This is a genomic window from Streptomyces acidicola, assembly GCF_009377235.1.
Classification (GTDB): domain Bacteria; phylum Actinomycetota; class Actinomycetes; order Streptomycetales; family Streptomycetaceae; genus Streptomyces; species Streptomyces acidicola.
Window position 1 is genome coordinate 1 of record NZ_VMNX01000183.1, and the last position, 18,802, is coordinate 18,802.

Here is an 18,802-nt window from a genome sequence, read left to right on the forward strand (position 1 = left end):
GTGTATAAGAGACAGGCCCAACTCCCCCCGCCACCGCCGGTACAGCCCGTGCTCGACGCCCGCCGCGTCCAGCACCCGCCCGGCGACGAAGTCCACCAGGTCCTGGATGTGGGTGGCCCCCGCGTAGAAGGCCGGAGAGGCCGGCAGCACCGTGGCGCCCGCGTCGTCCAGGGTCACCAGGTGCCGCAGCGTCTGCCCGTTCAGCGGGGTCTCCCGCACGGAGACCACCAGCGTGCGCCGCTCCTTGAGGGTCACGCTCGCGGCACGCTGCAACAGGTCCTTGCTCAGCCCCAGGGCGACCCCGGCCACACAGGCGGTGGACGCGGGCACGATCACCATCCCCTTGGCCGGGTACGACCCGGACGAGGGCCCCGCCGCCAGATCACCGGCGGCCCAGTGCCGTACGTCGTCGACCCGTACGTCCTCGAAGACCCCCGGCTTTCCATCGGCCCCCCGCCCCAGCCACTGACGCAGATCGTCCCGCCAGTGCGCGTCCCGGAACGCGATCCCCGTCTCGTCCAGCAGCGTGAGCCGGGAGGCCCGGCTGACGACCAGGTCGACGCTCTCCCCCGCATCCAGCAGCCCACGCAGCACAGCGGCGGCATAGGGAGTGCCGGACGCGCCGGAGACCCCTACGATCCAAGGCCTGCGCTGTGATTCTCCTGCGTTCACACCCCGAGCCTACCGGCGCACCGGGCCACACTCAGGACCGGTCAGCGTCCTGCGGGCCGCACCCGCTCAGACCGTCAGACCACGCACCAGCAGATCAAGCAGCGCACACACGAACAGAGCGATGCCAATAAAGCCGTTGACGCTGAAGAACGCCCTGTTCAGACGGGACAGATCGTGCGGCCGCACGATCGTGTGCTCGTACACGAACGCACCCGCCACGACCAGCAGCCCCAGCCAGAAGAACGCGCCCGCGTCGGTCACCAGCGCGTACCAGACGAACAGGGCCGTGGTCACGGCGTGACAGACCCTCGCACCCCAGATCGCCGCCGGAATGCCGAACCGTGCCGGGACCGACATGACGCCGGTCTCGCGGTCGGACTCGACGTCCTGGCAGGCGTAGATGAGGTCGAAGCCGCCGATCCATATCCCGACCGCGAGCCCCAGGATCACCGCGTCCCAGGACCACTCGCCGGTGATCGCGAGCCAGCCGCCGACCGGGCCCATCGCCTGCGCCAGACCGAGGATGGCCTGCGGGAAGTTCGTGAACCGCTTGCCGTACGGGTAGATCACCATCGGGATCACCGCGATCGGCGCCAGCGCCAGGCACAGCGGGTTGAGCAGGGCCGCCGCGCCGAGGAAGAACACCAGGGCGACGAACGCGCCGGTCCACGCGTGCCGCACCGTCATCGCGCCGGTGACCAGCTCGCGGTGCGCCGTGCGCGGGTTACGGGCGTCGATCTCGCGGTCGATGATCCGGTTGGCGGCCATCGCGAAGGTGCGCAGCCCGATCATCGCGATCGTCACGAGCAGCAGCCGGCCCCAGTGGATGTTCCGGTCCAGCTGGAACATCGCGGTCAGGGAGGCGATGTACGCGAACGGCAGCGCGAAGACCGAGTGCTCGATCATCACCAGCCGCAGGAACGCCTTGGTGCGCCCCGGCTGGGGAAGGGCGGCGGAGGCGCTGGTCACAGGCCGTACTCCTTCCAGCGACGATCCACGAGTGCCGCCGTCGGCGGGTCCGGCAGCACCATCTCCGGCCAGCCCCCGTCCCGCGTGTAGCCCTCCTCGGGCCACTTCCGGGTCGCGTCGATGCCCGCCTTGCCGCCCCAGAACTGCTGGTAGGAGGAGTGGTCGAGATGGTCCACGGGGCCCTCGACGACGGTCAGGTCGCGGGCGTAGTCCGTGTTGCCGAGGGCCCGCCAGGCGACCTCGTGCAGGTCGTGGACGTCGCAGTCGGCGTCGACGACCACGATCAGCTTGGTCAGCGACATCATGTGGGCGCCCCAGATCGCGTGCATGACCTTCTGGGCGTGCTTCGGGTACTTCTTGTCGATCGCGATGATCGCGCAGTTGTGGAAGCCGCCGGCCTCAGGGAGGTGGTAGTCCACGATGTCCGGCACGATGATCTTCAACAGCGGGAGGAAGAAGCGCTCGGTCGCCCGGCCCAGCGGACCGTCCTCCGTCGGCGGGCGCCCGACCACGATGGACTGGAGCAGCGGCCGCTTCCGCATCGTCACGCAGTCGATCTTCAGCGCCGGGAACGGCTCCTGCGGCGTGTAGAACCCGGTGTGGTCGCCGAACGGCCCTTCGGGGAGCATCTCGCCGGGCTCCAGCCACCCCTCCAGCACGACCTCGGCGTTCGCGGGCACCTGCAACGGCACGGTCTTGCAGTCCACCATCTCGATCCGCCGGCCCGCGAGGAACCCGGCGAAGAGGTACTCGTCGATGTCGCCGGGGAGCGGGGCGGTGGAGGCGTAGGTGACGGCGGGCGGGCAGCCGAAGGCGATGGCGACGGGAAGCCGTTCGCCCTTCCTGGCCGCCACCTGGTAGTGGTTGCGGCTGTCCTTGTGGATCTGCCAGTGCATGCCGATGGTGCGGCGGTCGTGGCGCTGGAGGCGGTAGAGGCCGAGGTTGCGGATGCCGGTCTCGGGGTCCTTGGTGTGCGTGAGACCGAGGTTGAAGAAGGAGCCGCCGTCCTGGGGCCAGGTGAAGAGGGCGGGCAGGGCGTCCAGGTCCACGTCGTCGCCCTGGAGGACGACCTCCTGGACGGGGGCGCTGTCGGACTTGACCTTCTTCGGCGGTACGTGGGTCATCGCGCCGAGCTTCCCGAAGGCCTCGCGCACACCGACGAACCCGTGCGGCAGCTCCGGCTTGAGCAGGCCGCCGATCCGCTCGCTGATCTCCTCGTACGACTTCAGGCCGAGCGACTTCAGCAGACGCCGGTCCGTCCCGAAGACATTCATGGCGAGCGGCATGCTTGAGCCGCGCACGTTCTCGAAGAGCAGCGCGGGGCCGCCGGCCTTGTTGACCCGGTCGGTGATCTCGCCGACCTCCAGGTGGGGGTCGACCTCCACCTTGATGCGCTTGAGGTCGCCTTCCCGATCGAGGGCCCGGAGGAACGAGCGAAGATCGTCGTAAGCCATGCGCTCCAGTATCCGGTACGCACTACTCTGGAGCGGTCACCGGGGGCCCGAAGCCGCCCGGCCCGGCGAACGGCCGTGACTCTCAAGGGGACCGACAAGGGGACCGATTACATTGCTCCGGGTGCTGATGATCCTTGTGCCGCTGGCGCTGAGCATCTACGCGTTCATCGACTGCATCACCACGCAGGAGCAGGATGTCCGTCACATCCCGAAGCCCCTCTGGGCCATCCTCATCCTCCTCTTCCCGCTGGTCGGCTCGATCTCCTGGCTGATCGTGGGCCGCGACCGCACCAGCACGGCGGGCCGGCTGGGCGGCGGTTCCTCCCGCCGGCCCGGGGGCGGCTGGGTCGCTCCGGACGACAACCCCGACTTCCTGAAGTCCCTCGGCGACGACAAGCTCGACGACGACAAGAGGGACGACAGGAAGAAGGACGAGAGGTCGTCCGACGAGGGCAAGGACAGCGACCCCAAGGACTGAGCGAGCGCCCGGCAGGCAGGGCTTACCGGGGGTGTGTGCGGTGCTGCGGGGGCGAAGGCGGACGCGGGCGCTCAGTTACGTTTCTTGACCTGCCTTGACGTCACATCCCCCGCGCGCAGTTCCTCCAGGCGGTCGAGGTCGTCGCGTGCCGACTCCTGCTCCTCGGGGGTCAGTCGGACGGCGGCGGCGCGGGCGAGCGCGGACGCCGCCGTCTCCTCGTCGCCGAGACGCCCGGCGACGTCCGCGCGCAGGGCGAGAAGGCGCAGGAGTTGCACGGGAGTGGGCCGCTCGTCCTCCAGGCGCAGCACACGGTCGATGATGCGTGCGGCGCCCTTCGGGTCGTCCTTGGAGTCCGCGAAGAGGGCCGCGTTGTGCAGGGCCCGGGCGAAGGTCTCCTCGGGTGCGGGCCGGTGGTGCTGGTCCTCGCTCGTCGGCTGCCCGACGCGGATGCAGTTGCCGCCGGGGTCGCTCATGAGGAACTGCCGCACTCCGTACGACATGTCCTTGAGCGCCCCGAGACGCGGCAGCCCGCGGGTCGGCACCTTCCCGTAGGCGGCCTTGAGGCCGGCGCGGAAGGCCGCGTACAGCCCGTCGACGTCATCGGTCACGACGTAGCACGTGCTGTACGACTGCTCGGGCTCGTGGCGCTTCATCCCGAAGAACTGGAGCTCGATCCCGCCGCGTTCGACGACCGCGTACGGGTTGGGCCTCTTCTGCTCGAAGGTCACCTCGAATCCGAGGGCACGGTAGAAGTCGAGGAGGGGCTGGAGGGTTTGGCACGGCAGGATCGGAATCGTTGTCTCGGCCATCCAGCCACTCTAGTCAAACTTGTCCAGAGTCGCCCCGGTTATTTCCGCGGGCTCGTACGGGACCGGCCCGCACCGGCTCAGCGCAGGAACCGTCCCGTCCGCGAGCCCGCCACCCGCGCCACCGACTCCGGCGTCCCCTCCGCCACCAGTTCTCCCCCGGCCCTGCCGCCCGTCGGGCCGAGGTCGATCAGCCAGTCGGAGGCGCGGACGACGTCGAGGTTGTGTTCGATGGTGAGGACCGTGTTGCCCGCGTCGACCAGGCGGCGGAGGACGGCGAGGAGCCGGGCCGTGTCGGCGGGGTGCAGACCCGTGGTCGGTTCGTCGAGGAGGTAGAGGGTGCGGCCCGTGGCCCGGCGGGACAACTCCTTGGCCAGCTTGACCCGTTGGGCCTCGCCGCCCGAGAGGGTCGTCGCCGGCTGGCCGAGCCGCAGATAGCCGAGGCCCACGTCCGACATCCGCCGCAGGCGCCCCGCCACCGACGGCACGTCCGCGAACACCGTCAGCGCCTCGTCCACCGTCGCCTCCAGTACCTCCGCGATGTCGTGCCCCTGGAACCGCACCCCCAGCACCTCGCTGCGGAACCGCCGCCCCCGGCACCCAGGGCAGCGGACCTCGACCGCCGGCAGGAAGTGCATCGAGACGGCGAGCACGCCCGCGCCCTCGCAGCGTTCACAGCGGCCGCCGGGGACGTTGAAGGAGAAGTGACCGGGCGTGAAGCGGCCCTGCGAGTGCGTCGCGTACACCTCGCGGATCGGGGTGAAGGCGTCCGAGTACGTCGCCGCGTTCGAGCGCGGAAGGCGGCTGATGGGCTGCTGGTCGATCGTCACGATCTTGTCCAGCGCGTCCCAGCCGTCGATCCCGTCGTGCTCGGCCGCTGCTTCGCCCGCCCCGTGGAAGCGACGCCGGCCCGCGCGGCCCAGGATGTCCAGCACGAGGGACGACTTGCCGCACCCCGAGGGCCCGGTCACCGTGACCAGCCGGCCCAGCGGGATGCGTACGGTGAGGTCCTTGAGGTTGTGCGCGCGGGCGCCCCGGATGGTGAGAGCCTGTGTCATATCCCCGGCCGGATCAGCGCGCGGCGTCTGGTGCGTGCGATCGCAAGGCGCCGGAGCGCCCTCGTGGCGGAGCCACGTGGGCGTTTCGGCAACGCGGCGAGCGTGCGTGCCAGGCGTCGCGCGCCCGGCCGGGGACATGACACAGGCTCTGAGTGACGCACCGTCGAGCGAGGCCTCCCGAGCCCGGGCCGGCGTCGGTGCGCGGCCCGCGAGGTACGCCCCCGTGACCGAACCCTCGCTCGCGGCGACCTCCTCCGGCGTCCCCTGCGCCACGATCCGGCCGCCGTCGCCGCCCGCTCCGGGGCCGATGTCGACGACGTGGTCGGCGGCGCGCAGTACGTCGAGGTCGTGCTCGACGACCAGCACCGTGTTGCCCAGGTCCCGCAGCCGGCGCAGCACAAGGACCAGGCGTTCGGTATCGGCCGGGTGCAGGCCGATGGTCGGCTCGTCGAGGACGTACAGGACACCGGTCAGCCCGGAGCCCAACAGGGCAGCCAGCCGAAGCCGTTGGGTCTCGCCCGCGGAGAGGCTGGGGGTCGACTGGTCCAGGGTGAGGTAGCCGACGCCGACGTCCACGAGCCGCCGGACGCGCTCCCGAAGGTCGTCGAGAACCGGCGCGGTGATCGGCTCGTCCTTCAACCCGCCCATCCACGCGGCGAGTTCGTCCAGGGGCATGCGCGCCGCGTCGACGATCGTCAGCCCTTCGACGGTCACCGCCCGGCTCTCCGGCCGCAGCCGGGTGCCCTCGCAGGCCCTGCACTCCCCCTTGACCAGCAGTTTCTCCGTCTTCTCCCGGTAGTCGGTGTCCTCGACGCGGTCGGCGTAGCGCCGCATGAGGTTGGTGACCACACCCTCGAAGCGGCCCGCGGTGACGGTGGGCGGGGGCGCGACACGCGCTGCCCCTGTCCCTGCGCCTGTCCCTGCCGCTTGCGATTCCGCTTCCGCTTCCGCTTGTGATTCCGCTTCCGGGAAGTGGCGCGCGAACTCCGTGCTCTCCACGCCGTACAGGAGCAAGTCGCGCTGAATGTCGGCGAGTTCGTCGACGGGTATGTCCGCGTCGAAGGTGAAGCCGTAGTGCTCGGCGGCCGCCCGCAGGATCGGCACGTTCCGCTCGGTCAGCCTGGAGTGCCAGCCGAGTACCGCTCCTCCGGCGACGCTGCGGCTGCCGTCCACGAGGCGCCGTACGTCCGCCCGGAGCACGAAACCGAGGCCGGTGCACTCCGGGCAGGCCCCTGAGGGCTTGTTGAAGGAGAAGCTGCCCATCACCAGTCCGGGTACGGTCGCCCCGCAGTGCGGGCACGGCACGGACTCGCCCTCGGCCGCCTCGTCGTCCCAGGCCTCCGAGGACACGGCCCGCGGCGCCTCGTACGACGGCGGTACGCGCTTCCCGCACCCCGGACACGTCCGGCACCCCATCCGCACCCACAGCAGCCGCAGATACGTGAAGACCTCGGTCACCGTGCCGACCGTCGACCGCGGGCTCCGGTTCGTCAGGTGCTGGTCGACGCTGATCGACGGGGACAGACCCGTGATCGAGTCGACCGCGGGCTTGCTGACGAAGGGGGTGACCATGCCCAGCGACTCCATGTACTGCCGCTGGCCCTCCCGGTGGAGGGTGTCGAAGGCGAGCGTGGACTTGCCCGAGCCGGACAGGCCGGTCAGCACGACGAGACGGTTCTTGGGGATGGTGAGGGTGACGTTCCTGAGGTTGTGCAGACGGGCGCCCGTGACGCGTATGCAGTCATCCATGGCTTCAAGTTTTCCATTGAAGCTCCTGTTGGGACTTTTACAGGAAGAGGGAGCGCCGATCACGGGACTGTGCGGGAATGATCCGGATCAGGTGCTCGCGTAACCTTCAAACCGATGAACGAGCACACGGCACGCCCTCCCGCGGCTCCCGCCCGTCTGCGGCCCGTGGACCTGGCCCGGCTCGCCGGGATCTCCACCCAGCAGATCCGCAACTACGAGGACGCCGGGGTCCTGCCCCCGGCCCCGCGCACCATGTCGGGCTACCGGACCTTCGAGGACGTCCACCGCCGCGCCCTCCTCGCCTACCGGGCGCTCGCCAAGGGGTACGGGCCTGTTGCCGCCACGGAGATCATGCGCACCGTGCACGTCGGCGACGTCCCCGGCGCCCTCGCCCTCGTGGATGCCGCGCACGCCGCGCTGCACGAGGAGCGCGTGTCCCTGCGGGCGGCGAGCGAGGCCCTGGAGGCGCTCGCCAGGGAGGCGAGAGCCGAGAAGGCGAGGGTCGAGAAGGCGAGGATCGAGAAGGCGGGCTCCGGGTCGTCGGGGGCCGGGTCGTCGGGGGCCGGGTCGTCGGGGGCCGAGAAGCCCCGGCGCTCCCCGCGCCCCGGACCCGACCTGCGTATCGGCGAGGTGGCCGACCTCCTCGGCGTACGCACCTCCGCCCTGCGCGTGTGGGAGTCCGCCGGGCTCCTGACACCGCGACGCGAGCGCGGCACGGCGTACCGCCACTACTCCCCCGCCGACGTGCGTGACGCCCGCCTGGTCCACACCCTCCGCCGCAGCCACTACCCGCTCCACCAGATCCGCCCCGTCCTGGAGGACCTGCACCGCACGGGCGGCAGCGAGGCGCTCCACGAGTCGATCGCGGCACGCCGGGCCGCCCTGACGGAACGGACGACGGCGATGCTCGCCGGGGCGGGGCAACTGCACGCCTATCTCACGCACGGACACCAGCCGAAGTCGTGAGGACCGCATACCTTCGGCGGCCGCCCATGGACCATCGGCCGACGGCAGCGACCGTGTCCGTTTCCCAGACTGGGATCAACTCACAGCGAGGAGACGGCGGGATGAGGATCAGTCGAGCGGGTTTTCTGGGGATGACCGCAGCCGTGAGTGGAGCGGTGATGCTGCCGACGGCGAGGGCGGCGGCGTCGGCCGGAGCGCCGGCCCCGCGCGGCGCTGCGGACGGAGGACGCCGCGGTGTGGCGTATCGGGGTGTCGTGTACGAGGTCGGCGAGGGCGAGACCCCCGCCACCGCCTGGAGTGTCCGACGCATACGGGCCGACATGCGGGCCGTACGGCACGACCTGCACGCCGACTCCGTGAAGGTCACCGGCGACGGGGTGGAGCGGCTCACCGCCGCGGCGGGCGAGGCCGTGGACCGCGGGCTTCAGGTCTGGCTGGAGCCCACCCTCGGGGACGTACCGGAGCGGGAGATCCTTGACCATCTCGCGGAGACGGGCCGGTTCGCGGAGCGGCTGCGGCGGCAGGGGGCCGACGTGCACCTGAGCGTGGGCTGCGAGTTCTGGCTGTTCGTGCCCGGCATCGTGCCCGGTGACAACGTCTTCGAGCGGATCGAGAACCTGACGACCGGGAACTTCGACCCGGAGCGGATGATCCGCCGGCTGCGCCGCTTCACCGCGCGCGCCGCCGCCGTCGGCCGATCCGTCTTCCACGGGCCGCTGACCTACGCGGCGGCCGAGGAGGAGTCGGCCGACTGGGTCGACTGGGAGCTCTTCGACATCGTCGGCCTCGACTACTACGGGTACCACCCGGACCGCGCGGCCTACATCCGGGATATCGGGCGGCACATACGGCCCGGAAAGCCGCTCTCCGTCAACGAGTTCGGCACCTGCACGTTCAAGGGCGCGCCCGAGCAGGGCGGCATGGGCTGGGCCGTCGTGGACCACACCAAGGAGCCGCCCGAGGCGAAGGCCGGCCTGGTGCGCAGCGAACGGACGCAGGCCGCGTACCTGATGGACGTGCTCGGCGCGTTCGAGGAGATGGGCCTGTACGCGGCGATGGCGTTCACCTTCGTCACACCGGACGCCCCGCACCGCCCCGACGAACCCCGCTACGACTACGACATGGCGAGCTACGCCCTCGTCAAACCTCTCCAGGACCGCCCCGGCGACCCGGCATCCGGCTGGCACTGGGAACCGAAGGAGTCGTTCCGGGCGCTGGCCCGGGCATACGCGAGGGCGTCCCGCTAGGCCACCGTGCGCAGCCCGCCCGCGTGCGACGATCGCCCGGTTCGCCGCCTCCGTGATGCGCACGAACGGCACGACCCGGTGCAGGGCCAGCAACGGCAGGCCCAGGCGGCGGGCCTCGTCGGTCGCCTCGTCCGGCATGCGCGGCAGCGACCGGCCCACCTCCACGGCCGGCCCCGCCGCGCCCCTGGCGGCCAGTTCACGGACGTACCGGCGCCGTGTCTCCTCGTCCGTGCCGGTCAGCCCGAAGCCGTTGGTGAGGAGCAGTTCGCCGCCGTCGAGGAAGTTGGCTCCCTCGTACACCTCGCTGGAGTGCACCCAGCGGACGGGACGGTCCAGCGTGCCCCTCTCCCGCGAGGAGCCGGGGCTCGGCGGCACGGACGGTGTCGAGGGCCAGGACCTCGCGGAGGGTCAGGGCGGGCACGGGGAACCTCCTCGGGCGGCCTCATGCGGCACGGACAGGTTGTCCGGCCACGGGCTGCCCGGAGAGCACTTTTCGCACGTTGCCCCGGTGTCTCGGCCACAGGAGAGTGAAGGCACGCACCAGGCGGGAGAGTGAGGGAATGGATCACGCACAGGCACGCACATGGCTCGCCACCGCCGTCACCGAGGCTCGGGCCGGTCTCGCCGCGGGCGGCATCCCCATCGGGGCGGCCCTCTACGGCGCGGACGGCGCCCTCCTCGGCCGCGGCCACAACCGCCGTGTGCAGGACGACGACCCCTCCATGCACGCCGAGACGGCCGCGTTCCGTGCGGCCGGCCGCCAGCGCTCGTACGCGGGCACGACGATGGTGACGACCCTCTCTCCGTGCTGGTACTGCTCCGGTCTGGTACGGCAGTTCGGCATCTCTCGGGTGGTGATCGGCGAGGCGGAGACCTTCCACGGTGGCCACGACTGGCTCGCGGAGCACGGCGTGCAGATCGTGCTCCTCGACGATCCCGAGTGTGCCGCCCTGATGCACACCTTCATCAAGAACAACCCGGCACTGTGGAATGAGGACATCGGTGAGTGAGCCCCGTATCCCGACGATCGATCTGAACATCGGTGACCTGATGGCCCGTTGGACCGGCGACCGCTGGCGCTCCGGCCGCCACCGCGTCCTGCCTCCTCCGGCCGACGCCCCCGCCGAGGAGCTGATGTCCCTCGTCTACTTCGGCGAGTGCACCCCGGGCACGCGGGTGGAGTCCGTGCCCGCGCCGGTGGGTCGCGTGGCGTACGAGCCCGTGGACTCGCACGTGTATCTGCGGGAGAAGCTGGACTCGATCACGGTCGGCTGATCATTGCGCGTACGTCTCCCGCAGCTCCTCGAAGCGGTCCGGTGTCCAGGACCGCCAGTCCACCGGGTTTCCGTCGAGCGCCTCGGCCAGGTACTCAAGGTGGAGGTGCCAGGCGGCGAGGCAGTCACGGCGCAGTTCGTCGTCGCCGCGGATCTCGTTGGTGAAGCGGAGCGTGGTGCCGCGCTCACCGTACGGTTCCACGTGAAACCGGATCCGCCCGTGGAAGCCCTCCAGCGTGTACTCGGCGACCCGCTCGACGTCCCAGGCGGTGATCCTGCCGGGGACGGCTTCGCCCTCCGGGCCGGTGTTCAGCCAGCGCAGCGCGACGGCACCACCGAGGTGCGGTTCGAAGGTGTCCGCGGCGGCCAGCCAGTCGCGAAGCCCGTCGCCATGGCCGGCCACCACGGGCCACACCCGCTCCACGGGGTGGGGCAGGTGCAGCGTGAAGTGCAGCGTGTGCGTGTCTCCCTCGGTCCGGCTGGTGCCCGGTTCGATGACCTTGTCCATGGCACCAGCCTGACGCGGGACCGAGGGCGACGCACCCGGTTCAGGGGCGCTGGCCGGCCTTGTCGACGACCGTACGCTCCAGGACGGCACTCACACCGGTCACCTTGCCGTTCTCGTCGACCTCGCGCTCGCCGAGGTAGGTGAAGGTCTTCGCGTCGAAGATCTGCTCCTCGCGCACGCCACCGCTCTTCCGGGTGATCGCGATCCCCTCGCGGCCCACCGAGTCCTTCACGTTCCGGACCACCTCGACGCCCGGGATCTTCGCGGCGGCCCGGTAGAGCGCGGCGCTCACCTTCGGGGGCATCAGCGACTCGTGGATCAGGTCGCCGAAGAGGACGAAGGCCGCATTGTCCTTGTCCGGGCGCTCCTCCTCGACCTCCTCGGAGCTCACCCGGTACAGCCAGTCGCGCATCTTGTCCGGGTCGGTCGGCAACGTGGACAGCGCGCGGTAGTCGGTCTCGCGCCCGGTGTCCCGGCGTTGGGGAAGCTCCACCTTCTTGCCCCCGATCTCAAGGCTGCCACCGGAAGGCTTCAACGTCATGCGTCCGACGCCCTCCCTGTCGTCCTCCAGGAGCCCCCACTGACTGCCGTCCACCGAGAGCCAGATCTCCCGCTCACGGACGGGGGCGAGCTTCTCGGTGCCGTTGTCCTGGGTCGTGTAGGCGCCCTTGCTCTGGATGTAGACGAACTGGTCGTCGCGGATGTCGCCGGGCACATCGGCGCCCTCGGCGGCCAGCGCGATGTCCTCCAGCAGTTGTACGGCCTGCTTCGAGACCGCGGGCCGGCCGCTGTCGCCGGACGACGGCAGAACCGTGAAGGTGACGGCGGCCGCGGCGGCGACGGCTGCGGCCGCGATCGCGGGCCGCAGCCATCGGTTGCGTCGGCGGGCCGGCGCGTCGGCGGTCGTGTGGTGCTGTTCCTGCCGGATCTCGGTCATCAGATGCTCCTTGAGGAGTAGGTGACGGCCCGGCGGAAGGTCCTTCTCGGGAAGTTGCGGGAGCTGGTTCATTGGTTTCCCTCCCTCAGGGGCCCGACCGCTCTGCCGCGGTCACCTCTCATCTGTCCGTGACTTTGCGGCAGTTCCGCATCTCTGACATGTTTCGCGAGTTTTGTTCTGGCGCGCGAGAGCCGTGACCGTACGGTCCCCACCGGTACCCCGAGCGCCTCGGCGGCCGCCGCGTAGTCGAGCCCGGACCAGACGCACAGGGCCAGCACCTCGCGATCGGCCCGCCGCAGCTTCGTCAGGGCGGTCCGTACGAGGGTGAGCTGCGCCGAGTCGTCCAGGCGCCCGGCGATCTCGTCGGCGAAGTCGTCCACGGTCCCGTCGCGCGGCAGGCGGGCCAGTGCGGCCGAGTGTCTTCGGGCCGCCCTGCGGGTGTTGCGCGTGACGTTGGTGGCGATGCCGAGCAGCCAGGGCCGCAGCGGGCCACCGTCCTCGTCGACCCTGTCACGCAGCCGCCAGGCATCCAGGAACGTCAGCGAGACGACGTCCTCGGCACTCGACCACTCCCCCGTGAGCCGGTAGGCATGGTTGTAGACGGAGCGCGCGTACACGTCGAAGAGTTCACCGAAGGCGTCGTGGTCCCCCGCGCGAACGCGCTTCCGCAGATTCGTGTCCACGCCCTCTTCCCTGTCCGGACGCCGAAGGCCGGTTCCGGTGACTCAGGTCACGTCGGAACCGGCCTTCGGCGAAAGCGGATTACTGGGTGCTACGGCGTCAGACGCCCGCGTAGGAGTGCAAGCCGTTCACGAAGAGATTGACGCCGTAGTAGTTGAACAGCCAGCAGGCGAAGGCGATGAGCGCGATGTAGGCGGCCTTGCGGCCCTTCCAGCCGGCCGTGGCGCGGGCGTGCAGGTAGCAGGCGTACGCGACCCAGGTGATGAAGGACCAGGTCTCCTTCGGGTCCCAGCCCCAGTAGCGGCCCCACGCGTCGCCCGCCCAGATGGCGCCCGCGATGATCGTGAACGTCCACAGCGGGAACACGGCGGCGTTCACGCGGTACGAGAACTTGTCGAGGGACGCCGAGGCGGGCAGCCGCTCCAGCACGGAGGTCGCGAACCGGCCGGGCCTGCCGCCGGTCGCGAGCTTGCTCTCGTACGAGTCCTTGAACAGATAGAGGATCGTGCCGACCGCGCCCACGTAGAAGACGGCGCCACAGAGGATCGCGGTCGAGACGTGGATGTACAGCCAGTACGAGTGGAGGGCGGGAACCAACTGGTCGCTGGCGGTGTACAAGATGGTGACGGCGACACCGAGGTCGAGGAGGACCGTCGTGATCAGGGGGAGGCCGAGCCAGCGGATGTTCTTCCGCAGCGCGAGGAAGGCGAGGTACACGCCGACGGCGACGGTGGAGAAGGTGATGTTGAACTCGTACATGTTGCCCCACGGCGCCCGCTGCACCGACAGGGCGCGCGTCAGCACACCGCCCGCCGCGATGGCGAAGGCGAGCACGGTGAGGGACACGGCGATACGGCCGTAGAGGTCGCCCTGCTCGTCACCTCCGTGCGCGCCCGGCCCGTCCGGTACGTCCCGCTCACCGGCCGCCGTCCGCACGACCACCTTGGGCCGCTCCAGCACGGCGGTGCCACCGGCCTTCTTCACGGTGACCGCAGGCTTGGCCACCTGCGTCTTCTCGGTCAGCGCGGCGGCGGTACGGCCCACCTTGCTGCGGCTGCCGAGGAGCCATTCGGCGATGTACGCGAAGAAGGCCAGCGTGTAGACGGCCATCGCGGAGTAGATCAGCACATTGCTGATGTTGGCGAGGTTTTCGTTGGTCGCTGCGGCAAAGGTCACCTCAGCACTCCTTCGGGGGATGTCCCGGCAACTTCCGGCAGGGCGATGCGATCGTGGGTTAGCTTCTCAGCACGTGGCAGCAGCGTGTTGCGAGAACCAAGCGCGGGCTGGTGTCGCCGAAGCACTCGTACTGCTTTAACCGGGCTGGTTTCAACCCGGCTGGCGTTGATCGTGGAAGACCTGACGGGCCGCTGGTCCGCCAGGCGGCGTGAGCCAGGAATCTCCCTCGCTCCGTGAGGGGGAGGATTCAAGACGTCTCAGCCCCTTCGGTAGGTGCGACGTGGGCGTCGGAGCCGGACTCGATGACCGGCTCCGACCCCGGGTCGGCGTCCGCGGCCCGATCCTGAGCGGTCGGCGCCGCGTCGTGGATCAGTCCGGCCAGGTCGCCCAGCTCCTCGGGGAGCTTCGCGGACTCGCTGCGGCCGAGGCCCGCCATTTCCACGACGGTCACGCCGTCGGCACCCTTCACGGCCCGCACCCACACACGGCGGCGCTGGATGAAGAGGGAGGCGGCGAGGCCGAGGATGGCGGCTATGGCACCGGCCAGCGCCCAGCCGCTGCCGGGCTGCTGGGTGATCTGGAAGCGGGACCACGGCTCGACGGAGTCGAAGGTCACCGAGCCCGCGCCGTCGGGCAGCTTCATGGTCTCGCCGGGCAGCATCCGCTTCTTCAACAGCTGGCCCTTGGAGTCCTTGAACTCCTTCAGGTTCTTCTTGTCGAGCTGGTAGATGTTCTGCGGGATACCCGAGTCGACACCCAGGTCCCCGTGGTACGCGGAGAGCGCGAGCACGGGGAAGTCCAGTGCTGGGAACTGCGAGAGCATCTCGCCCTTGCCCGCCCCCGCGAAGGTCGGCACGAAGAAGGCGTTGAAACCGAGCTGCTCCTTCTCGCCCTTGCCGTTCCGGTAGCCGTCAAGGACCTTGATCGCCCCGGAGGAGGTGAGGTTGCCGTCGATCGGCAGCAGCGGCACCGCGTCCTGGAAGACGACCTTGCCCTTGCCGTCCCGGACGGTGATGACGGGCGCGTACCCGAAGTTGATCATGTAGACCTTGGAGTCGCCGACCACCAGCGGCTTGTTGACCTTGATCGTGGCCGGCTTCTCCTTGCCGTCCGGCCCCACGCTGTAGGTGATGTGCGACTCGAACGTGCGCGGAGTCCCCCGGTTCGGGCCGTTGCGCTCGTACGTGGCCTTGGCAGTCTTCAGGTTGAAGCTGAAGGAGTCCAGGTCGTCGATGGTGAAGAGGTTGCCGGACTTGAAGTCGTCGTACTGCGTCATGGTGTTGGCGAAGCCGTCACCCTGCAGGATCAGCTTGGTGCCCTCGGACTTGAAGAGCTGGCCCCAGGCGAACGCGATCAGCATCACGATCAGGGCGAGGTGGAAGACGAGGTTGCCCGCCTCCCGCAGGTAGCCCTTCTCCGCGGCGACCGCGTCACCGGCGACATGGGAGCGGAAGCGACGCCGCTTCAGCACCTTCAGCGCGATCTCCCGGACCTGCTCCGGCTCGGCCTCGGTACGCCAGGTCGCGTAGGCGGGCAGCCGGTTCAGCCGCCTCGGCGCCTTGGGCGGACGCCCCCTGAGCTGCTCCACGAACTGCCAGGTGCGCGGCACGATGCAGCCGATGAGCGAGATGAACAGCAGGATGTAGATCGCCGAGAACCAGACCGAGCTGTACACGTGGAACAGCCCGAGCTTCTCGTAGACGGGCCCCAGGGTCTCGTGCCGGTTCAGGAAGTCGGCGACCTTGGTCTCGTCCTGTCCCGTCTGCGGGATGAGCGAGCCCGGGATCGCCGCGAGCGACAGCATGAAGAGCAGCAGCAGCGCGACCCGCATGGAGGTCAGCTGCCGCCAGAACCAGCGGGCCCAGCCGATGACACCCAGCGAGGGCAGGTTGGGGGCGTCGTCCCTGGCAGCGTCCTCCTTGGGGGCGGTGGACAGCTGGGAGCCGGCGGCGCCGAGGTCGTTCTCGTCGTCCGCGGAGGCGGCCTTGGCCGTGGTCCTGGCCGCAGTCCTGTCCTTGGCCTGGGCCTTGGTCTCTGTGTTGCTCATGGATCAGATCCCCACCGTGAAGCCGTTCGACCAGACCTGCATCTCCTGCACGATGCGGTCCCAGGCGCCGGTCAGCAGGAGCAGGCCGGTCGCGATCATCATGACGCCGCCGATGCGCATGACCCACACGTAGTGCCGCTTGACCCAGCCGAAGGCACCGAGTGCCTTGCGGAAGCCGACCGCGGCGACGACGAAGGGCACGCCCAGCCCGAGACAGTACGCCACGGTGAGCAGGGCCCCGCGTCCGGCACTCGCCTGGTCCATGGCGAGGGCGTTGACGGAGGCGAGGGTCGGGCCGATGCAGGGCGTCCAGCCGATACCGAAGAGCGCGCCGAGCAGGGGCGCCCCGACGAGTCCCGTGGACGGCCGGGTGTGGAAGCGGAACTCCCGCTGGGTCAGCCAGGGCATCAGCCCCATGAAGAACACGCCCATGAGGATCATGAGCACACCGAGCACCTTGGACAGCACGCCCTGGTACTCCTGCAGCGTCGACCCGAAGTACCCGAACAGCGCCCCGCCGGACACGAACACGGCGGTGAACCCGAGCACGAACAGCCCGGCGCCGGCCACCATCCGCCCGCGCCGCGCCTCCGCCAGATCGGTGCCGCCCACGCCGGTGACGTACGACAGGTAGCCGGGCACCAGCGGCAGCACGCACGGCGAGAAGAAGGAGACGAGACCGCCGAGGGCGGCGATGGGCAGGGCGATCAGCAGGGCGCCGCTGAAGACGGTCTGGTTCCCGTCGGTGACCGCGGCGAGATCGACCGTGGCGGTGATGAGGGACACAGGGTCACTTCTCCGCGAGGACCGGCGCGATCAGCTTGCGCAGCTTCGCCTCGCTGAGCGCCTGAAGGGAGCGCGCGGCGACCTTGCCCTCCCGGTCGATGACGAGGGTCGAGGGGATCGCCTGCGGGTTGAGGGTGCCCTTCTCGAAGCGGAGCATCAGCTTGCCGGTGGGGTCGTACAGGCTCGGGAAGGTGACCTTGTACTCCTCCTCGAAGGCCAGCGCCGGTCCCGTACTGGTGTCACGCGTGTTGATGCCGACGAACTGCACGCCCTGGTCGGCGAGGTCCCCGGAGACCTTGACGAGGTTGGGGGCCTCGGCGCGGCACGGCGCGCACCAGGAGCCCCACACGTTGATCACAACGACCTTGCCCTTGTAGGCGGAGGCGACGTCGAGCTGCTTGCCGTCGATGGTCTTGCCGGAGAGTTCGGGGGCGTCGGCCCGGTCGCCCTTCTTCACGGTGGCGATGCCGTCGGAGCTCGTGATGAAGCCGGTGCCGCCACCGCCGCCCGAGGTCCCCCCGGAACTGCACGCGGTCAGGACGAGCGCCGCGACGGCGGCCCCGGCGGAGAGCAGGGCGGTGCGGCTACGGCTCGTACGGGTCTGACGGGTTTGGAGGGTTCGGCGGCTCTGACCGGTCTCACGGGTGCGGTGCGCGCGCTGGGGGGCGCGGGCGCGGCTGGCGGCACTCATGTGAAAAGTTTCGCATGCCCGTTTAGACGGTCTTCGGCACCCCCCTCAAGGACAGAAAACCCCATTTCAGACACCGTTTTCTCGACGCCGCCCGGACCGACCTGGCATCACCCGGCCGACGGCCGACCTAGGCGCCGCTCGCCGAACCGTCCGAGCCGCCCGAGGTGCCGCCGTCCGCACCGCTGCCCGACTGCTTCCCCGTATCCGCGAGGAACTCCTTCCAGCCCCCCGTCGGCTCCTGCCCCACCCCCAGCTTCTGGAGCTCGGCGAGCACCTCCGGCTTCTGGACGTCCAGCCAGTCCACGAACTGCCGGAAGGAGACGAGTCGCACGTCCGCGCCCTTCTCCTTCTCCCGCGCGATGCGCTTGAGGGCCGCCTCGACGGCGTCCATGTAGATGCCGCCGTTCCACTCCTCGAAGTGGTTGCCGATGAACAGGGGCGCCCGGTTCGTCTCGTACGCCCGCTCGAACCCGGCGACATACGCATCGGTGGCCTGCCGGCGCCAGCCCGGGTAGTTGGCGGGCGGGGCCTTGGTGGAGTTCTGCGACTGGTTGTACATGATGTTGTAGTCCATGGAGAGGACCTCGATGGTGCGCCCGGGCAGGGGTATCGACTGCAGCGGCAGGTCCCAGATGCCCTGCTTCTTCCGCGGCCAGACCTGCAGGCCGCCGGACGAGGAGGAGTCGTACCGCCAGCCGAGCTCGCGTGCCGTGGGCAGCAGGTTCTCCTGGCCGAGCAGACACGGGGTGCGGGCGCCGACGAGTTCCTTGTCGTAGTCGAAGGGCAGCGGGTCGAGGTCGGTCCACCCGGTGTTGGTCCGCCACTCCTTCACGAACGACTTCGCCTGCTCGATCTCACTGCGCCACTGCTTGGGCGTCCAGTTGGCGACCGAGCCGTTGCCACCGCAGAAGTGGCCGTTGAAGTGGGTGCCTATCTCGTGCCCGTCGAGCCAGGCCCGGCGTATGTGTCCCAGCGTCGACTTGATGTGCTCGTCCGTGAGGTAGCCGATGTCGGAGGCGCCGGGCGCGTTGTTCGGCGGGAGGTACGTGCGCTTCTTGGACTCGGGCAGCAGATAGATCCCGGAGAGGAAGAAGGTCATGTGGGCGCCGTGCTCCTCGGCGGCCTTCAGGAACCGCGGGAACAGACCGTTCCCGACATCGCCCGCCCCGTCCCAGGAGAACACCACGAACTGCGGGGGCGTCTCACCCGCCTCCAGCGGCCGCGGCTTCCCCGGCTGCTTGGGCTGCGCGCCGGTGTACGCGGTGGACCCGTCCCCGATCGGCTTGGCCCCGCGCTCCCCGCC

17 protein-coding genes and 2 pseudogenes are annotated in these 18,802 nt (G+C 70.0%); 5 read left to right on the forward strand and 14 right to left on the reverse strand.

All coding sequences use genetic code 11. The annotated features are described in order from the left end of the window. From FPZ41_RS33730 to FPZ41_RS33740, 3 genes are all read right to left on the reverse strand, one after another. Positions 1–672: UbiX family flavin prenyltransferase (locus tag FPZ41_RS33730; protein ID WP_322621060.1), on the reverse strand; the 672-nt coding region annotated here is incomplete at its 3' end. 66 nt (positions 673–738) lie between these two features. Further along, the gene (gene mqnP / locus FPZ41_RS33735) at positions 739–1,641 is read right to left on the reverse strand and encodes a menaquinone biosynthesis prenyltransferase MqnP (protein ID WP_322621061.1); all 903 of its coding nucleotides are present in this window, start codon (positions 1,639–1,641) and stop codon (positions 739–741) included. Next, positions 1,638–3,095, reverse strand: coding sequence for a menaquinone biosynthesis decarboxylase (locus FPZ41_RS33740; RefSeq protein ID WP_152867400.1), 1,458 nt, complete (start codon positions 3,093–3,095; stop codon positions 1,638–1,640). The genes mqnP and FPZ41_RS33740 overlap by 4 nt, the downstream gene beginning before the upstream one ends. A gap of 112 nt (positions 3,096–3,207) precedes the next feature. On the opposite strand from FPZ41_RS33740, the gene FPZ41_RS33745 reads away from it, so the two are divergent. Next, positions 3,208–3,573, forward strand: coding sequence for a PLD nuclease N-terminal domain-containing protein (locus tag FPZ41_RS33745; protein WP_152867401.1), 366 nt, complete (start codon positions 3,208–3,210; stop codon positions 3,571–3,573). Positions 3,574–3,644: 71 nt separating this feature from the next. Here FPZ41_RS33745 and FPZ41_RS33750 read toward each other — a convergent pair whose 3' ends face one another. Then, entirely contained in the window at positions 3,645–4,382 is a 738-nt protein-coding gene (locus FPZ41_RS33750; RefSeq protein ID WP_152867402.1) for a bleomycin resistance protein, read from the reverse strand. A gap of 77 nt (positions 4,383–4,459) precedes the next feature. After that, entirely contained in the window at positions 4,460–7,186 is a 2,727-nt protein-coding gene (locus FPZ41_RS33755; protein WP_152867403.1) for an excinuclease ABC subunit UvrA, read from the reverse strand. 114 nt (positions 7,187–7,300) lie between these two features. On the opposite strand from FPZ41_RS33755, the gene FPZ41_RS33760 reads away from it, so the two are divergent. Beyond that, complete coding sequence (locus FPZ41_RS33760) at positions 7,301–8,152, forward strand: TioE family transcriptional regulator (RefSeq protein ID WP_152867404.1); 852 nt, start codon at positions 7,301–7,303, stop codon at positions 8,150–8,152. A gap of 101 nt (positions 8,153–8,253) precedes the next feature. Then, complete coding sequence (locus FPZ41_RS33765; RefSeq protein WP_152867405.1) at positions 8,254–9,399, forward strand: abortive phage infection protein; 1,146 nt, start codon at positions 8,254–8,256, stop codon at positions 9,397–9,399. Positions 9,400–9,489: 90 nt separating this feature from the next. On the opposite strand, the pseudogene FPZ41_RS33770 reads toward FPZ41_RS33765, so the two are convergent. After that, a pseudogene (locus FPZ41_RS33770) lies at positions 9,490–9,774 on the reverse strand (PucR family transcriptional regulator ligand-binding domain-containing protein); the annotation flags it as partial. A gap of 185 nt (positions 9,775–9,959) precedes the next feature. Here FPZ41_RS33770 and FPZ41_RS33775 point away from each other — a divergent pair. After that, complete coding sequence (locus tag FPZ41_RS33775) at positions 9,960–10,409, forward strand: nucleoside deaminase (protein WP_152867406.1); 450 nt, start codon at positions 9,960–9,962, stop codon at positions 10,407–10,409. Positions 10,410–10,431: 22 nt separating this feature from the next. Next, positions 10,432–10,674, forward strand: a pseudogene (locus FPZ41_RS33780) (isopenicillin N synthase family dioxygenase); the annotation flags it as partial. On the opposite strand, the gene FPZ41_RS33785 reads toward FPZ41_RS33780, so the two are convergent. From FPZ41_RS33785 to FPZ41_RS33820, 8 genes are all read right to left on the reverse strand, one after another. Next, positions 10,675–11,181: an SRPBCC family protein gene (locus FPZ41_RS33785; protein WP_152867407.1), complete on the reverse strand. Its 507-nt coding sequence runs from the start codon at positions 11,179–11,181 to the stop codon at positions 10,675–10,677. It lies immediately after the preceding pseudogene. Between the two features lie 40 nt (positions 11,182–11,221). Next, positions 11,222–12,190 carry a CU044_5270 family protein gene (locus FPZ41_RS33790; protein ID WP_152867408.1) on the reverse strand — a complete coding sequence of 323 codons (969 nt, stop codon included), beginning with the start codon at positions 12,188–12,190 and terminating at the stop codon, positions 11,222–11,224. Continuing rightward, the gene (locus FPZ41_RS33795) at positions 12,187–12,801 is read right to left on the reverse strand and encodes an RNA polymerase sigma factor (RefSeq protein WP_322621062.1); all 615 of its coding nucleotides are present in this window, start codon (positions 12,799–12,801) and stop codon (positions 12,187–12,189) included. Before FPZ41_RS33795 ends, FPZ41_RS33790 begins: the two co-directional genes overlap by 4 nt. 97 nt (positions 12,802–12,898) lie before the next feature. Then, positions 12,899–13,975 carry a c-type cytochrome biogenesis protein CcsB gene (gene ccsB, locus FPZ41_RS33800; RefSeq protein WP_322621063.1) on the reverse strand — a complete coding sequence of 359 codons (1,077 nt, stop codon included), beginning with the start codon at positions 13,973–13,975 and terminating at the stop codon, positions 12,899–12,901. A gap of 247 nt (positions 13,976–14,222) precedes the next feature. Then, a complete protein-coding gene (resB, locus tag FPZ41_RS33805) occupies positions 14,223–16,022 on the reverse strand; it encodes a cytochrome c biogenesis protein ResB (protein ID WP_152867409.1) in 1,800 nt (599 codons plus the stop codon). A gap of 3 nt (positions 16,023–16,025) precedes the next feature. Continuing rightward, positions 16,026–16,799, reverse strand: a complete 774-nt coding sequence (locus FPZ41_RS33810) for a cytochrome c biogenesis CcdA family protein (protein ID WP_322621064.1) — start codon at positions 16,797–16,799, stop codon at positions 16,026–16,028. 13 nt (positions 16,800–16,812) lie between these two features. After that, positions 16,813–17,499: a TlpA family protein disulfide reductase gene (locus tag FPZ41_RS33815; protein WP_152867410.1), complete on the reverse strand. Its 687-nt coding sequence runs from the start codon at positions 17,497–17,499 to the stop codon at positions 16,813–16,815. Between the two features lie 127 nt (positions 17,500–17,626). Next, the coding region (locus FPZ41_RS33820; RefSeq protein WP_152867411.1) for a polysaccharide deacetylase family protein at positions 17,627–18,802 on the reverse strand (1,176 nt) is incomplete at its 5' end.

Bases quoted from the DNA above. Each gene is read 5' to 3' on its own strand.
- FPZ41_RS33755 (WP_152867403.1), bottom strand. From the start codon at position 7,186: ATGGATGACTGCATACGCGTCACGGGCGCCCGTCTGCACAACCTCAGG.
- FPZ41_RS33815 (WP_152867410.1), bottom strand. From the start codon at position 17,499: ATGAGTGCCGCCAGCCGCGCCCGCGCCCCCCAGCGCGCGCACCGCACC.
- FPZ41_RS33740 (WP_152867400.1), bottom strand. From the start codon at position 3,095: ATGGCTTACGACGATCTTCGCTCGTTCCTCCGGGCCCTCGATCGGGAA.
- FPZ41_RS33785 (WP_152867407.1), bottom strand. From the start codon at position 11,181: ATGGACAAGGTCATCGAACCGGGCACCAGCCGGACCGAGGGAGACACG.
- FPZ41_RS33765 (WP_152867405.1), top strand. From the start codon at position 8,254: ATGAGGATCAGTCGAGCGGGTTTTCTGGGGATGACCGCAGCCGTGAGT.
- FPZ41_RS33750 (WP_152867402.1), bottom strand. From the start codon at position 4,382: ATGGCCGAGACAACGATTCCGATCCTGCCGTGCCAAACCCTCCAGCCC.
- resB (WP_152867409.1), bottom strand. From the start codon at position 16,022: ATGAGCAACACAGAGACCAAGGCCCAGGCCAAGGACAGGACTGCGGCC.
- FPZ41_RS33760 (WP_152867404.1), top strand. From the start codon at position 7,301: ATGAACGAGCACACGGCACGCCCTCCCGCGGCTCCCGCCCGTCTGCGG.
- FPZ41_RS33790 (WP_152867408.1), bottom strand. From the start codon at position 12,190: ATGAACCAGCTCCCGCAACTTCCCGAGAAGGACCTTCCGCCGGGCCGT.
- FPZ41_RS33775 (WP_152867406.1), top strand. From the start codon at position 9,960: ATGGATCACGCACAGGCACGCACATGGCTCGCCACCGCCGTCACCGAG.